This window comes from Marinobacter sp. KMM 10035 (assembly GCF_046537445.1).
GTDB classification, from domain to species: Bacteria; Pseudomonadota; Gammaproteobacteria; order Pseudomonadales; family Oleiphilaceae; genus Marinobacter; species Marinobacter sediminicola.
Genome location: NZ_JBBVMG010000002.1, coordinates 403781 through 419499, shown reverse-complemented (window position 1 = coordinate 419499; position 15719 = coordinate 403781). Strand labels below are relative to the sequence as shown.

Genomic DNA, 15719 nt, shown 5'->3' with positions numbered 1-15719 from the left:
CCACTTTCCCGGCTCATAATCTTTAGCAACAAAACGAATAACGAAATGTTGTCTGCTAACAAATAAGAACGCTGGAGGTGATTTATGCATGTGGTATCTACTCAGGCCTGCTCTGCCGAGTTGGCGCGACTAGTTGCTATTGGGCGAAGAGTGCAACAAGGCAATGCTTCCTCTGCCGAGCAGTTCGCTCGATTAGTCAGTAAGTCGAGATCGCCTAGAACAGTTATTGCGCTGGTGCGAGATCAACTCAGGAAGGAGGAAATGGTTCGGCAGGTCAACTTGGAAAAACGCCAGAAAGCTCGAGAAAAAGCGACCCGTCCAATGTTTGCACCGACGCATCCTGTGTTCAGGAAAACACGGGGCAGAAAGGGTAGAAGTCGGACAGATGCTATGAGTAGGGCAATTTTGTGCGGCGGCTTTGAAACGAATCGAACTAGACATTGACGGAAGCGCGAATCAGCCGGCGAGTATCGAGCGACTTATTCTTAGTCAGAAACCTGACGAGCGGTGCGATTGTTCTGGTCGACATAGATGTTCTGTCGTGGCTTGCCCGGTTGTATAAACGACAGATGGGAGCAAACGAGCAGTTTTTGTGCGTTTTATCGATGAGGGCTGCCAGAGCGATGGAAGAGATAAGCGAAAATAGTCATATGGATTAATTGCTACCAACGAAGCAAGTCGATATTTTGCGAAAAAAACCTCGTATTTGGTGTTTGACTTGGCAGTTTGACGCAATATATAGTGTTTTTTGGTTTTGGTTACAATCCGGAACTCGGGATGAGGTAGGTTCTAATGACGGCTGTTATGAGGTTTTTCCCGGTAGATAATGGCGACATGACTTTGATCGAACTGGAATCTGGTCGTTTCATTCTTATCGACATAAATATCCGCTCCGATGCCGATGATCCCGATGGAGAAAATCCAGATGTCTCGGCCCAGCTTCGGAAGATATTGCCTCGTGATGAGCAGGGGCGGCTTTACGTTGACACATTCCTTCTCAGTCACCCCGATCAAGACCACTGTCGGGGGTTAGTCAATCACTTTCACCTCGGCCCTCCGAATGAATGGGTCGAGGATGACGACAAAATCCTGATCTGCGAAATGTGGTCCTCTCCAATCGTCTTTCGTCGTGCCAGCCGAAACCACGCACTGTGTGAAGATGCGAAGGCTTGGAATCGCGAAGCACGACGGCGCGTTGAGCATTATCGTAAAGCAAAGATTGCAGCGAACGGAGAACGTATTCTCATTCTCGGCGAAGACGAGAACGGCAAAACGGACGACCTTACAGGCATTCTCGTGAAAATTGACGAAACCTTCAGCCGGGTCAACGGGGCCGAAGACGCCAGTTTCAACTCCCGGTTACTGGCGCCACTACCTGTCAATGACAAAGAGGAGAAACTCTCTAAAAACAAATCAAGCACAATTCTCCAGTTTTCGTTGGCTGGAGATGGTGAGCCAGGAAAATGCCTCTATCTAACCGGTGGTGACGCCGAGGTCGCGATATGGGAAAAGCTCTGGTTACGTCATGCTGATAACCCTGATGTGCTCACCTATGACGTTTTGCTCACGCCCCATCACTGCTCCTGGCGCAGCTTGTCCTATGACAGCTGGAGTGATAACGGCGAAAGTGCGAGGGTCTGTTGGGAGGCTCGCAATGCTCTGAGTCAGGCCAATCCCGGTGCGACACTGATCGCCAGTAGCAAACCGGTATTGGACGATAGGAACGATCCTCCGTGCATTCGCGCAAAGCGTGAATACGAAGAGATAGCCGGCGATTGCAACGGAGCATTCGAGTGCGTGGGGGATAGTTCACCCAAGACGCTGGAAGTAGAGATCGGAGGTAACGGGCCAAAGCTTCGCGCCAAAGTTCTTGCGGCCGCCACCATCGTGGGAGCTGGTGTAATTGGGAGTCAACCGGTTGGCCATGGTTAATCCGGACCAAAGGTGCCCCGAACTGGTCAAGGCTGTTTCCCGCGCACGTGCAGTCGTAGCGTCTCACCCGCAGGTGGAGCAGGTGAATGCCCCTGCCATACAAGGCAACTGCATACAGCTTGAGCTGCTGATTGAAGTGCCTATGCCCAACGCATGGCGGGCTGGTGGGGTAAGCCCGTCAGGAGTTCATCGCTATGAGCCTATCCGTCTGGATTTCCCACCTCTTTTTCCGATAGACCCGCCAGAGGTTTCATTGCGCGCTGATTTTCGCCGCGACCTTGCCCATATCCAGCCTTGGCTCACACTCGATAAACGACCGGTGCCTTGCATACAGGATGGCAAACTGCCGGAGTTCATGCAGCAACACGGTATTGCAGGAATACTGAACCAGACAGTTTCATGGCTCGAACACGCTGCCGAAGGGGGGCTCATCGACCCAGGCCAAGGTTGGGAGCCGGTTAGGCGAGATGTTTTCAATGAGTTTTTAGTCGCTGATGCCTATGCCCTCCGGAAGAACGTAGATCGCAGTGGCGGATTCCAGTTCAATCGTATGGGCTATTTTCGGCGCAAAGAACATTGGTTTCACGGTCAAGTGTTCAATGATCAGTACCCTCTGAATGAGAGATCCTTAAAAAGCGCCATCACTGGGATGACTGGTAACGATCAACATCAGCGCGGGGAAAGTCTCGCATTGATCGTATGGCCAGGTAAGCAGCCCTCTGGTAACCCCATTATTTGTGATGTCTACGTACCGGAGAATGTCGATGATCTCAGAGGGCTCAAGAAAAAGGCCCGCGAATTTGGGTGCCTGAAGGAACTTAACGGTGGCCTCAACAGGCTGGCACAATGCGTTAAGAACTACGAGGCAGCCGAGTCATCCCCATTAGGAATTATCCTATGCGCGCGCCGTCCATTCAATATAATCGGATCCACCAGTAACATTGAACTGTGCTGCTATACGCTGGACTTCCACGCAAAAGAGGCCTTTCCTCAAGGCGAAAAAACGCCGGTAAGACCGTCAGCACACCGTGATCAAATTACGCCAGAACTGCTCACGAGGCTGTCGGGGTTACCCCCTGAGGACAGCCCTCCTGCCTGGACATTGATCGGTGCAGGCAGTCTCGGATCGAAAGTAGGTCTACATATGGGCAGGGCTGGCCGAGGTCCCGACGTGATCATAGACTCGGCAATGATGTCACCGCACAATGCGGCCCGTCATGCGATGATCCCTTATACCGGCGACTTGCAAATCCTGTCGATGGAGATGAAAGCAAGGCAGCTAAGGGAAGCTCTTGCCGGATTATCGCAACAATCAAACGCAGTCACAGAGGATGTCGTCGATGTGCTCCACACACGTGCGCTTTCAAAACGAGCGTGGCACAAGAATACATGGGCAATCATCAATACAACCGCGTCACTGCGCGCTCGCGCTGCACTGTGCATACAAACGCTGCAGCATCGAGTAATCGAAGTTTTGCTATATGGAAATGGCCACCTGGGTGTCATAGCAGCTGAGGGTATTAATCGTAACCCTGACATCGGAGACATTCTCACAGAACTGTATGCTCTCGCTAATGTCGATGAGGAGATAAGGTTACGGCTTTACCCTGATGGAGACGACATGGAGCTTCCTCGTGTCATCGTGGGCGAGGGGTGTGGCTCAGCGACTATGCAGGTCTCTGACGGGAGGATTTCGATGTATGCGGCGGGCATGTCCGAGTATTTGCTATCCCGCCAACAGAGCGGATTGCCGGCGCAGGGTGAACTCCTGATTGGTAGACTCTCGGATATCGGAATGGGAGTTAACTGGGAACATGCCCCCGTTGCACCGGTTCACATCATCACGACGGAAAACGAAACAGGCTGGACGATTCGTTTAAGCGCTCGCGCTCACGAAAAAATAGAGCGGGAAGTGGCCCACTGGACCGATGTTGAAACGGGAGGCGTGCTCCTCGGACGACAGGACGAGGTTACACGGACTTTTTACGTGGTCGATGTACTCCCTGCACCCGAAGACAGTCGCCGCTCGCGGAACGAATTTGTACTCGGTGTAAAGGGGCTTAATCGTACTCTTGAGGAGTATGCCAAAACTATGAACGCCACGTTGTATAGCCTTGGCACATGGCACAGCCACCTCACGCCAAGCGGGCCGTCAAAACTCGACAACCAGACAGCAAAGGCTATGGGGTTGGCGCGTCTTGCGCCCTCTGTCTTATTGGTACATACAAAGGAGGAGTACCGTGCAGTCCTCGCAGATCGGGTTACTGACGATGAGGGCTCGATATGAATCTTGCCGGACTGGTCACAGATCCTTATAACCGCCGCGCACGATTACAGCCCGCACTACTCGCACTCTTGCCAGTCGGGCTAGTCGCACTAATTGTCTTTCCCGGAGTGGAATCAAAAGCTGCAACATTGCTTGGCATTGCAGCATATTTTGGTGGCGCGACCTGGCTCACCCAAGTTGGACGCGGCCTTGGAAAACGGTTGGAGCCAAAGCTTTTTCAATCTTGGGACGGCATGCCATCTGTATCCATGCTGCGCCATCGGGATACCCGGCTTAATAAAATCACCAAGGAGCGCTATCACACTTTTCTATCTGCAAATGTTCCGAACCTAGAATTACCCGGAGCCGACGAGGAATCAAGTGATCCTTCCACAGCCGACAGCATTTACGAATCAGCAAACGATTGGCTTTTGAGAGCGACACGGGGCAAAGACGAATCCAAGCTCATATTCGAAGAAAACATGAATTACGGTTTTCGCAGGAATTTTTGGGCCTTGCGGCCTATCGCATTGCTAGTCGATATGGCACTGATTGTGGCCACCGTTTGGCTCACTTCATTTAATCAGAATATCCAAGCATCCTTCGCACAGATAAGCATGGCGACACTCATTGCGTTAGCAGTTGTGGGCGTTCATATGGTGATCGTGTTAAGTGCAACGAAACGCTGGGTGCGCATGGCAGCAGAAGCCTATGCCAAGCAGCTACTTTCAGCATGCGATTCACTCTAGCGCGATAATGTAAACACGTTACTCCAGTGTATGACCATGACGAAGTATCCGCTGCCAAGTCAAAGCTTTTCTAAATCGAAGCAAAAGGGGCCTTCCACGCCTTTCACCAAGCAGATAGTGCGGTTATGTAGCTCATTTTTTTCCGATCGTTATGTCATCTGAGCGAGTTGGAGCTGAAACCACTTTGCCCGGCATTAATTAAGGCAGTGATGGTACCCATTATCGTAAAGAGGCGTTGGGTCATTATTGGTCGAATGATGGCAAGGTTTATCGAAAGGATGCTTTTAGGAACTGGTAGTTTGGTTTGCGGTGATATTGTGGTAAGAGGAAAGCAGCCGTAACCTGTTTGAACTACTCAGATAAAGTTGGAGAGCGGTATGAGCAAAAAACGCATGACGGAAGAGGAGCTTCTTGCTGGCCTGAACCCCGCCAATGCTCATGCAGATGAGTTAGCTGAACCGCTCCCGCACGAGCTTGATCCGCTGGAAAGGCTTAAAGGATCGGTTAAACACTATGACCGTCCAACCGACCCCGTTTGGGATGAGTCTTTTGACACTGTAAAGCGCGCCGGTGACGATTTTATGGAAACGCCTCTGGTGCTTGGTGTGATACCAGTGGAGCTTTTCGATGATCCAAAAGCTTTTGTCGAAGCCGTGAGGGGCGGTATTCCCGGAGCCTGGCTGGCAAGTGCCGTCGATGCTAGCAGCAATGTTGACCTGTTTGCCTCGGCTCTGCAGGTATCCCCAGAGAAGGTGAAGTCTCTTTTCAACAAACAGCATTTGGATTCACGAACATCGGAGATCATCCTGGATATTGTCCGGCTGTTACGATTATGTGAGTCTGTATGGGAGTCCAATGCGCAAGCCATGCGCTGGTTGCACCTTCCCGTAGCAGCCTTGGGAGGTGTTGAGCCTTTCAAGTTGGTCGATACCTATGAGGGTCGCTGTTGGATATCTCAGGCGCTAGCGAAAATTGAGCGGGGGTCGTTTTCTTGACGGAGCTGACGAACGAACACGGCGTTGCGGCTTTGCGATGGTTTCTGGAGCACCGCCAAGACTTTGGCGTGAATGAGCGAGAACTTGCGCGCCTTTCAGGAGCGGAATCTGAGTTCGCCTTAGACGCCTGGCTTACTGGGAAAGAGCCGGTGCCAACGAGGGTGGCCCAACGACTTGGATTGCTGCTTGGGGTTTACAGAGGGCTGGTAGAGATTACTCCTGACGGAAATAAACAGATGGCGTTTGAGTGGTTTCAGCGTTCCACAAATCTGTTCCCCGAATTTCCGCATCTCTCTATCCGGGATTACTTACTTCAAAATCCTTCTGAAGCAGTTCTTGAGGCCGTTAATCGCAGTATTAAAGGACTGGTCAGATAGCTAGCTGGTAGAGACGGCCGCTGAGTGTGAACGGAACGAAGAGAATAACCCGGCTGGTCACTTCTCCTCATCCTGCTGCTGGTTATCGTATCGCATTTCTTTTATTTCCTGGTACCGAGACCACAGGCACCATGTAGTTAAGAGCGCACCACCGGTAATGCCTATCGCCATTGCCGTGAGCGTACCTGCTGCCATACTCATCATTTCACCTCAAATGTCCGCGGCGACCCTGAATTACTACTACTGGAAAGGTCTCTTTATCCCGAAAACCAGACTGCACACCGGTCGTCTTGTATTCACCGTCCCATTCCTGTGCCGTTTTGTATTGAAAAACTTCCAGATTCTGCAGCCCAACAATATCGTCATAGCCATTTTCATAGCCCTCAACGAGCACCCGTGTATCAGCAGGCAGGCGATTCAGGTGCTTGATCAATTCCTCAACGGTCATAAATAGTGTCCTCCGGTTCAGATATCCAAAACAATCGCCGGGTTCGTTGGTTCATATCGAACGGTTCATTTACTGGCATTAATAAGCCGGGTCTTTCCCAGAGTTTACGCTCCATAGCCTTCATGAACGTGGCCAAAAATATGAGCTTTCATCTGTAACTGTTGAATGCGGCGCAGCAAATCCACGCATCTTACATTTTGACACCGAAATCCCCAGGGACGCCTCATCCCCAATACCTTTTGGCGGGCCGTGAGTAATGAGCATGTTGGTGTTGTCGGGAATCTGCATCCACCGATCATGGAGAGCCTGCCCGCGATCCAGCCTGAATGCCCAGACTAGGAATGTGGGTGTCATAAATACAAACATACCTCAAAGTGCTTCTCCAAATACGTCTCCTAGCATTGAGTATATCGCACTGCTAATGGCTCTAAATTCTCTGCCGCCCCAGAGAAACAGTTGGCTGGCAACCAAGGCTAGTGCAAGGATAGGTAGAAGCTGGCTGGCGGCCTAACATGCAGTGCGTCACCGTCCGGGAGCCCAATGCTCATTAATTGGCGCACCTCTAATGGGAGTGCCGCCATCTGGTGTATGAGTTGCCAGAATTCATGGTTCGAGCTGTCGTCATGATCGTCAGGCTCGATAGAGCCCATAACCCAATGACCAGCTATGGCGTGGCAGAGCCCGTTATCTGATAGTTCAACAAGCCGGTCTAGGCTGGCGTTCAACTCTTGGACAATTGCTTCTCCACCGGAACCGCTAAGATCGATACACCAAAAAATCGCTTTTAACTCATCCAGGGAATCCTGTGCTGCAGCAGGTTCACTGGAACTCTGAGTGTATTTGAACAGTTCTTCGAGTTCGTAGGTTAAGTCAGGGGCAACCCAGCCCTCCGGCAGATGCGCACCCTGCAGATTTTGTATTGGCTTCATAGCAGCTTTCGCTGGCGGGGAGGCACCTTGATTTATCGCCGCGACCGCTCTGACTATGAGCTTTTTGATGTGAGCGGTTTGATTGTCGACAGCCTCTTTTATCTGCGAAATTTCCCAGTCCGACAGCTTCACTTTCTGTCGCGGGAATGAAATAGATACGTAGTTGTGATTCATAGCCTGGCTCCTGATATTTGGTGTGTTGGCTATGACCATCTCATGAGGTTTATTATCTGCAAGTGGTGTGGGGGCAAATATTTGATGTTTTTTGAGCGGGGCAGGTTCCGGAAATCGGAGTGCGTTCAGGCTGCTTTCCGTTTTGTTTGTCGTTGCCATCGTGTCTACATAACCCACGGTGTCTATTCCGCTGCACCAAAACTCTCTCTGAAATAGTCATGCTACAACTGCATAGCTAGGCTGGGAGAAGGAAATTTGGATTCCTCGAAATAAATGCGGGAGCTGCTATTCTTGAGGACAAGTCGCTATGCTGCCGCGGGGTAGACTGAATGTTCAATCGTTTATTTTGCAGAGTGGTTTCGTGAGATTGAAATGGAACGAGGAGAAGGGGTTAATGATCTCTAAGGGGGCAGCTCGTTTTATGAAATTGATTGAAACCTCGGGAGGAACCCTTTCTATTTCTGAGGTGGCGGTTTTTTTGGGGGTTTCTGAAAAGACGGTGCTAGAAAGGCTGGGAAATGTCCAGATGCTTGGCTTTCGAACCTCCTCAAATGTTTTGCAATTTCCCCGTTTCCAGTTCGATGACAAAAAGCGCTGCGTGATTCCGGGCCTTTTGGATTTTTTGGGCGAAACACCGGGCTGGTCAGCTATGGAACGCATACGCTTTTTATTGGTACGGTATGAACCAGAGTTTACCAATGATACCCCGATGGATCTGGTTCGGAGTGGCGAAGTTGGGCGGGTCGCAGAGCTTGCACGTGTTTACCTGCAGCAACGACCGTAGATTGGCCTCAATGAATGCGTGGATGATCAGTGCAGTGGTCTGGGCTGGCGGTGTGAGCTGCGTCCCAAGCTGAAATAATACCGCATTTACAGCCAGAGTTTTGCGGGGCATAGTACAGAAACACAACCTTCCCATGGTTGTTGCAACTCTTCGAGAGTTCGGCCTTCCCGGCCATATCGACATTCTAACCAAACCGGCTTTCCGCCCCCTCCGAACATATCCGGCAAATCATCTGACGCCAGTGCTCTCTGCTTTTTGGGGCAGATCTGCGTTCTCGTCACCTTTTTAATTTCTTGTTTACAGCGTTGTGGAGTCAGCCAGATTCCGTCCTTGCGGATTATGGCATCAGCCTAACACACCACAAACAGTGCCTGAAAAGGGCCGCTTTCATGCACAACTCGGCTGCTAAACCCTGAAAAAATGGACCTGGGATGAATGGTAGCCAGCTATCCAGGATCACTCGGTGATGTTAGGTGAGCTTGCCATTTTGAAATGTTATTTTGAGGCCGTATTTATGGAACATGAACTTGCAGACCGACAGGTAATAGTGAGCGATGGCAGCTTCTTAAAGGAGGCGGTAGGGATTATCCGACCGTCAATACCGCCCCGTATGGAGTTGGTAGGAAAACTGGTCAAAACGAAGGGGTGCGAGTTAGCCGCCGACCCTAAACAGCGCAGCTATGAGGATTTTGTTAGCAATACGCTGAATGCTTTGGCTCGTCACTTTGGTAAGGAAAAAAAGTTGGTCGTAACGACTTCGCTCTACCTGGATCCGAGCAAGGAAACGGGCTTCCCGCTATTTACTGTTTTCAGTTTGCAGGGGGCAGGAGTCAACGAGAGAAAAATCAGTAAATTTAGGGCGGCAATGGTGTTTATCACCAGTGAGATTACTGCTCAGTCGTCGATGTTTCATGAATCGTTGACGCATCACTTAACTGAAGGAGAGTTGGCTCTGTTATCAGAGGAGTGCCATGTATTTTCGGTGAAAAATTCAGGGAAACGAATTACTAGCGAGTTTGCAGTTTATAGCAGTTTGGACGATGACGCCGGATTGGCCGTTAGTGGTCAACTGCCACATGTTGCTAGTGGGGAAGCCGTGACGGAAGTTCTAGATGGTTTGGCATGGTCGGCCGGGTACGATGAGTTTTCTAATCTGGCTTTTCTGAAAATCATTGATGGGGCAGACTCAGAGACGACAAAAATCAGTTTTCAATGCCGCCACACAGAGGTCTACGACATATTGGCGCGGGCACGCCTAGAACGCTCTCGGGTCAGATATCGCGGTTGCCGGATCACAAGTGCCACGGGTAAAAAAGATCAATGGCGACTGAACTCTGTCGAGTTAGCGCCAGCTGATACCAAGGGTGAAGAGAATTTTGGGCTAACACCTCAATAACTTAAAATCTCTATGTATGCGAAGATAAAGATGTGCCCTCCTTTAACGCAGGCAGTAAGCTGCCGCCGTGATCAGTAGCGCTAAAACCAGCTCATACCGATTCCTGACACAGCCCACAGCGGCCTGATTGAAAATCAGGCCGCCAGATGACGCTCCGCGGTATTGGGCGCTTTTGAACCCAACCTGATGTGAGTCGAGCTGATGCCCTGCGCTCTGAGACACCTTCCAACCGTAATCTGTTAGGAGTTCAGTCGTATCAGGATCGTCTGCGCGAGCAATAATGCGGTACTGAGCTTCAGGAATATGGAATGTCTCTAGCATCAGTTTTACCAGTTGGCATTCGTCAGGGTTAGCCACAAGAATGTGCCCATTTCGGCCGACCAGGTCTGGCATTTCGGACGCGCATGGTAGGCTGTTTTCCAAATCCAGATCATCCGCTTTGGCGAAGTTTTGAGCCTGCTCAATAAAACGAGTCCAGGCACCGTCATTGATTTTTTTCAAAAGCAGGCGTGGTTTTTCCGCGCCATAGATCCAAACCGGTTTTTCCGTTTCCGCGTCCAGCACTCTGAATCGTAATTTACGATTAGTTCGCTCCACGAGCTTGTCCAGGAGGTCTGTCGATCCAGGCTCTAACCTCATACGCGTCTCAATGCGTTCGGTGTTATAGCCCAGAGACATAAGTCGAAGCGCTGCGACAGTTGTTTCTGGAGACGGCAGGTTTCGGCATAGGAGTGGTTTGTCTGAGGAAGGCAGTAATGGCTTCTGTATCGGCCAATCCGCAGTGTTGATTGCGTTTTGCAGGCGATGCGTTCGAGAACTGGTCACCGGCGTTAGTGCGTCGGCCCAGTCTGTCATCAGGTGGTCATAGGATCGTATGCCCGTATGAGGAGTACTATGACCCATGGTTCTCGCCAAAGCCATGGTGCTTCGTCGAGATACAGTGCGTGTTGCTCCAAGGATAACCTCTCTAACTGAATCAGAATCTATATTTGCATTCAGGCGCTTGGTAGCAGGTGTCTCATAGCCCTCAAGTTCGGGAGCGAGCCGATTATAAAATGAGTGCCTGGCATCATGCAGAGAGGTTTTTGAGCTGCCTGTCACTTCTTTTAATACACTCGCGATGGCCGAGGGTATAACGCTACGTAGGGGCGTAATGGTCGGCTTCCCCTTGACCACCTGACAGAGAATGGGAAGGTTGTTTTTCCGGGCGGCGATGGCCTCGTAGCGTCCTAACACGGAATCCACTAGCTGTTGTTCAGCATCCGTTAACTCAAAGAGTAGCGGGATGGCCCTTCGGCTGCTCGGACGCTTGAGCTCACGATACTTGTTATTTCTGACCAGAATCCAAACAAGATTGCCTGATTCGCACCAGTCCTGCCGCATAAGACCGATGGCTTCGCTGGATCTGAGCCCAAAGCGAAAACCGAGCAGGAGAACAAAGCTGATCAGTAAAGGATGGTCTGGATGTTCCGAAGGTCGTTTCTGTATCAGTTCCATGGATTGTAAATATTCGCACTCAGTGAAAAGCCCGGGTTTAACCGTCCGCGATGAGTCCCCTAAATCCAGATCATCCCACAAAGGTTCTGCAATTCCTTGTTCCCCAGCCCAGCGGAAGAACTCCTGTAACCGCGCTGCAAAGTACGCAACATCCGTTTGCTTTGTTCGAGTAAATGTAAGCATGTCAGAACAAAGCTCTGTTGCTTCATCTTCATCGAGTTTGGTTAGGTCAACATTAAAAGCAAGCCCTTGAAATGCCTCAGCCAGAGCGCTGAGGTATCGATGCGGCGAGCTCGCCGCATAGGGGTTGTGGCGTGTCTCTTTGCGGCCCTTGCCAGCTCGAATTAGGTGAACTAACCAGTAACCAACTAGGAGGACTGCCGGGCTCACCGCCGTCATTTTTGCCTGGCAAAATGTTTCCAGGTTTTTAGCTGTTTGTTTTGCTGTAGGCTTGGTATAGCAATCCAGTAGTTGGCGCATGCCTTGGAAAAAGGCTTTCGCATTTTGGAAAAGCCGCTCGTTATTGGCAGGGCCTTTGCCCAATGTCGGAGCTAAAAATGGCTTAAGCCCCCTGAACGGTGCTGAGTCTGCTATTGGAGTTGGGAGCTGGTACCGAACGCCTTCGCGCAGCCTCAAATAGTCGTAAATATACAGGCTTGTTGGCGGCCTTCGTTCACTGAGAGCCCCTGCAACAACACCTGGCAGTTGGGCCAGGTTTGCTTGTGATACTACGCGTTGTAGTTCCGGCATAAGCCAGCCTAGTGTCGCTGTGTTTGTACCAGGCTCTTTATTTGGGTGAAAGCGTTGAAGCACGTTTGCTAATGGATGCAATCGCTTCGGGTAATTGGCTTTGCATAGATCGATGGTAGTTTTGATCCTGCGGCCATGGCTCAACAAACTGGCCGTTTTGTAGTCGATTTGATGGCGTTGAACGGGAATAAAAAAGTTGTCGGCATCCTCGTCTAAGCGCTCACTGTATTCTAGAAAGATCAACTTCTTGTGCTGTATGAGACGGTAGTTTTTCCCTTGGATCACATCGTTTAGCAAGCGTGCGTATGTAAGCCTTTTATCAATGGCTAGACACATGGTCGCTATTGCAAGCGATTCGAATTTTGAGAGCTTTGATTTGTATATTTCCCGTTTGATTTGGTCAGACCATTTCATTAGGTCTGGCATTAGATCCATTGCCCTAGGGCAATGGACAGAGACCAAAGAGCGCTCATTCTTGATCATTGCCATGCGCTTTCGAACGTGTCTTTTTTTCGGGTTCTCAGAAGCTTCCAGCTGTTTAGTTAAGACAGATAAACGGATTGCGGCCTGTGGGTGGGGAAGCCCGTTTTCGCGCAATATCATCAAATTGACCATCTGTTGAATCTGATCAGTCTCAAGCTCATCGATTGGCTTGTTGCCCGCTAAAAAGTTCAGGTCTTTTTTGGCGTCATTAATGGCGCGTTTTATGGCAATGCGACGATTGTCAGCGCGCCTGTTTTGGCCAAACCTTGACGGCTCGCGGTAAGAGAAGTGTTTAGACGCAGGACTCTGTATTTCTGGCAATCGACCAACACTGGATGGCACTTCAAAGCCGAGGCGATCGAAGACGGTATTAACAGAGCTTCGGTAATTATAAAAATCATCGGCCCAGCACCGCGGCGAAACATCACCATAACTGGCCGCACCGCGCTCTGCGTGCCCCATCCAACCTTCAATTACTTCTGCATCCACTCCGGCTACGGCAAGCTGCTGCGCATACCCGTGGCGGAATAGGTTGGGGGGCAATGGCCAGTCGAACAGCGAGTTGCCCGGAAGCTCCTGCTCCGTCACTGAATGCCATCGACAGTGACTGTCTAAAAGGAAGAAAAAAGGCAGTGCGGTAGACTTACCGGACGGTAGGTCTCGAATACTCTGCGCTAGATCTGGACGAACAGGCTCTGCTGCCTCCGCAAGGTGGACCAAGTGCTTTTTATACGCTTTCACAATTGAAACCGCACGATTCGGTAGCGGCACCAAGCGGCCGCTGTGAACGCCTCCATCATTCTTATCGTTAATGAAAACAGAGGGCAGAGAGGAGCAGAAGTGCGATGCTGACTCGAACGGATCTGATAAATAACGGCAGCCAGTTGCAGCATACAAGGCCATGACGGTGTAGTGGGTGAGCGTGTTGTGGTAATAGATGCTGCCTTCAATTGGATTGGCGTTGATTGCTTCGGTAGCGCGCCTGATTTGCTCAACTAGCATTGACTCCAGAGGAACAAGTAAACTGCCCAGTAAGCTGGCATTTTGCTGGCGCTCGTTCGTTTGTGTATTGAGTGATAAACCGAATCCTGACTCAACTTTTTCAATATCCCAGTTTGAATAGCCACATGCCGCCGGGAGTGCGGTGCGTGGGTGCGCTGAAATTAAGCGCGCCAGAGAGTGGTCGGCGCTCAATTCGAATGTCTTTTGCGGCTGAACGTTTGCAAGCTTGCCACTTGAAAGGCGAGGAAAGTGTTTGCGAGCCTGCTCACTGAACCAGCTTTCTGGTTTTTCCGGAATAATAACGTGCCAGAGTTCGTGTAAATCCGGAGTCTGCTTTTCAGCTTTTACAAAAGCAGAGCTCAGGGCGGTTTGAATAGGAAGTGGCAGCTTTACAGATAGAGTATCTACAAAAGGGGCAATAGACGCCTGCTCAGCTTTGCTCTTGGGAAACCAGGCGTCGTGGCGTCTTGGAGGTTGTCTCTGAATAGAGCTGAAGTCTGTTGAGAGCGTCCATTCGGAGCTTGGTGAGTCACTGATTGTGACCTCCATCAGGAATGCGAGCGATCGGGATAAATGTTTCGCTAACCAAACAATTGCCGCTCCAAGCTGCTGCTCTTCTTCTGTTGAAGCAAGGCCGTTTTCGATCCAGGTCTCGAGATCACTTGTTTCTGGCGGAAGCGCTCTACCCCAGCTCCATGGCAAGTAGTGAGAGAGTTCAGCGTTCTGTATAAGAATGCTTTGTCCAGTGAGCCTCTGTTGAGCCGGAGTCGCAGCTGGGTCAACGTCATGAACGATTGCTGCTTGATCATCGTCGTGGAATACTGAATTTTCTGGGCGGAGCTCGATTTCCTCGTATATTGTGTTATTGCTTTGTAGAAACGGAGGAGGTCTTTGTTTGGTGCGTGCCTGGCTAAAGCTTGTCAATACGGTCGTTGTTTCTAATTCAGGTTTTATTGGGGAGCAATGCCCTCTCGTAATATCAATAGTGGCATTTAGGAATCGTGTCGGGCCGAGTCCGAAATCACGTTGTTTTACTTCAAGGGCAGCTTGCTCCAAAGCAATCGAAAAATACTGATAAGGAGAAGACGATCGAGGCAATAACTGTTCAGTGCGATCGAGCAGGGCATCAACTATTTCCCAGTTCGCGTCGTGGATATCTTTGGTGATGTATCCTGCAACTTTCTGTATGTTCGTGTCGTGCGGGCACTGGTGATATGCAGACCGAGTCACCGCCTGAATGATTAACCAGACTCGCAGCTTTCGCCGCAACAGATATTCGTGATCTGAACATCCACCCGATAGGGGGGTTACGATCAGATAAAGTAAAAAATGTCTTTTAGCGATATCGGCTCCCAGTTGCCTGAGCGTGCTGGCCGTTTGAGTGGTGTTTCCGCTATGTGAGAGGGGCGGATAATGGGTACTAACGTGTGTGGAACTTTGATAGGTAGTGTGAATTTTGGATAGCATGGTAACGATAGGGTTGTCTGCCCAATCGTTTAAAACCACAGTGGATTCAGGGTGGGAAAGCTCTTGGCTCAAGTTCCCAATGACAGTGAAAGCTTCTGTTTGCCCAAATGTTTGCGCTATTATGTCAAACGCTTCGGCTAAGTCTTCTCGCTTGGCCCAGCTCCGTAATTCCGTTATGCTAGTTTTTAGCCTTACGGTCACTTTGTTCGAGCTTCCTTCTGACACTTTGTGCCCAGCACGAATGTTGTCATTGGTCATTAATCGTCTTCTCGTCTGCGCCCTCTAATTATTAAAATCATAGTTAACATGTGGATTTTGGTCAATTAATGGCTATTAAGAACATATTTCGTGGACGCTGTGCGTCATTCTCATAACCTTCGAATCCTGCCCCCGCTACCATATTAAAAGGCAAATCAGTAACTTACTGATTTGCCTTTTTCGTTTTGAACCTCGAAATTCCTCTGTGCCCG

At 50.3% G+C, this 15719-nt stretch carries 11 protein-coding genes; 7 read left to right on the top strand and 4 right to left on the bottom strand.

Annotation, left to right across the window (positions count from 1 at the left end):
• The first annotated feature begins 792 nt into the window (after positions 1-792).
• The 5 genes from AADB16_RS13820 (at position 793) to AADB16_RS13800 (ending at position 6319) form a co-directional block, all read left to right on the top strand.
• Complete coding sequence (locus AADB16_RS13820; RefSeq protein WP_410804065.1) at positions 793-1932, top strand: metallohydrolase; 1140 nt, start codon at positions 793-795, stop codon at positions 1930-1932.
• Entirely contained in the window at positions 1925-4219 is a 2295-nt protein-coding gene (locus tag AADB16_RS13815; protein WP_410804575.1) for a Mov34/MPN/PAD-1 family protein, read from the top strand. The genes AADB16_RS13820 and AADB16_RS13815 overlap by 8 nt, the downstream gene beginning before the upstream one ends.
• Positions 4216-4947, top strand: coding sequence for a hypothetical protein (locus AADB16_RS13810; protein ID WP_410804063.1), 732 nt, complete (start codon positions 4216-4218; stop codon positions 4945-4947). The genes AADB16_RS13815 and AADB16_RS13810 overlap by 4 nt, the downstream gene beginning before the upstream one ends.
• 377 nt (positions 4948-5324) lie before the next feature.
• Positions 5325-5942: an antitoxin Xre/MbcA/ParS toxin-binding domain-containing protein gene (locus AADB16_RS13805; RefSeq protein ID WP_410804062.1), complete on the top strand. Its 618-nt coding sequence runs from the start codon at positions 5325-5327 to the stop codon at positions 5940-5942.
• A complete protein-coding gene (locus tag AADB16_RS13800) occupies positions 5939-6319 on the top strand; it encodes a hypothetical protein (RefSeq protein ID WP_410804060.1) in 381 nt (126 codons plus the stop codon). Before AADB16_RS13805 ends, AADB16_RS13800 begins: the two co-directional genes overlap by 4 nt.
• Before the next feature lie 57 nt (positions 6320-6376).
• Here AADB16_RS13800 and AADB16_RS13795 read toward each other — a convergent pair whose 3' ends face one another.
• The 3 genes from AADB16_RS13795 to AADB16_RS13785 all read right to left on the bottom strand — a co-directional run bounded on the left by AADB16_RS13795 (position 6377) and on the right by AADB16_RS13785 (position 8047).
• A complete protein-coding gene (locus AADB16_RS13795) occupies positions 6377-6520 on the bottom strand; it encodes a hypothetical protein (RefSeq protein ID WP_410804058.1) in 144 nt (47 codons plus the stop codon).
• A gap of 4 nt (positions 6521-6524) precedes the next feature.
• Positions 6525-6767: a hypothetical protein gene (locus AADB16_RS13790; RefSeq protein ID WP_410804056.1), complete on the bottom strand. Its 243-nt coding sequence runs from the start codon at positions 6765-6767 to the stop codon at positions 6525-6527.
• 473 nt (positions 6768-7240) lie between these two features.
• Complete coding sequence (locus AADB16_RS13785) at positions 7241-8047, bottom strand: hypothetical protein (protein WP_410804055.1); 807 nt, start codon at positions 8045-8047, stop codon at positions 7241-7243.
• A gap of 217 nt (positions 8048-8264) precedes the next feature.
• Here AADB16_RS13785 and AADB16_RS13780 point away from each other — a divergent pair, with 217 nt between their 5' ends.
• Together AADB16_RS13780 and AADB16_RS13775 are read left to right on the top strand one after the other, a co-directional pair.
• On the top strand, positions 8265-8654 hold the full coding sequence (locus AADB16_RS13780) for a hypothetical protein (RefSeq protein ID WP_410804053.1): 390 nt from the start codon (positions 8265-8267) through the stop codon (positions 8652-8654).
• A 466-nt stretch (positions 8655-9120) separates the two neighbouring features.
• Complete coding sequence (locus tag AADB16_RS13775) at positions 9121-10050, top strand: hypothetical protein (RefSeq protein ID WP_410804051.1); 930 nt, start codon at positions 9121-9123, stop codon at positions 10048-10050.
• 42 nt (positions 10051-10092) lie between these two features.
• Here AADB16_RS13775 and AADB16_RS13770 read toward each other — a convergent pair whose 3' ends face one another.
• Entirely contained in the window at positions 10093-15507 is a 5415-nt protein-coding gene (locus tag AADB16_RS13770) for a hypothetical protein (RefSeq protein WP_410804049.1), read from the bottom strand.
• Between the last annotated feature and the right edge of the window lie 212 nt (positions 15508-15719).

Excerpts from the sequence above, each read along its gene's own strand:
- AADB16_RS13820 (WP_410804065.1), top strand. The coding sequence starts at position 793 with ATGACGGCTGTTATGAGGTTTTTCCCGGTAGATAATGGCGACATGACT.
- AADB16_RS13810 (WP_410804063.1), top strand. The coding sequence starts at position 4,216 with ATGAATCTTGCCGGACTGGTCACAGATCCTTATAACCGCCGCGCACGA.
- AADB16_RS13775 (WP_410804051.1), top strand. The coding sequence starts at position 9,121 with ATGTTAGGTGAGCTTGCCATTTTGAAATGTTATTTTGAGGCCGTATTT.
- AADB16_RS13795 (WP_410804058.1), bottom strand. The coding sequence starts at position 6,520 with ATGAGTATGGCAGCAGGTACGCTCACGGCAATGGCGATAGGCATTACC.
- AADB16_RS13805 (WP_410804062.1), top strand. The coding sequence starts at position 5,325 with ATGAGCAAAAAACGCATGACGGAAGAGGAGCTTCTTGCTGGCCTGAAC.
- AADB16_RS13790 (WP_410804056.1), bottom strand. The coding sequence starts at position 6,767 with ATGACCGTTGAGGAATTGATCAAGCACCTGAATCGCCTGCCTGCTGAT.
- AADB16_RS13770 (WP_410804049.1), bottom strand. The coding sequence starts at position 15,507 with ATGACCAATGACAACATTCGTGCTGGGCACAAAGTGTCAGAAGGAAGC.
- AADB16_RS13780 (WP_410804053.1), top strand. The coding sequence starts at position 8,265 with ATGATCTCTAAGGGGGCAGCTCGTTTTATGAAATTGATTGAAACCTCG.
- AADB16_RS13815 (WP_410804575.1), top strand. The coding sequence starts at position 1,925 with ATGGTTAATCCGGACCAAAGGTGCCCCGAACTGGTCAAGGCTGTTTCC.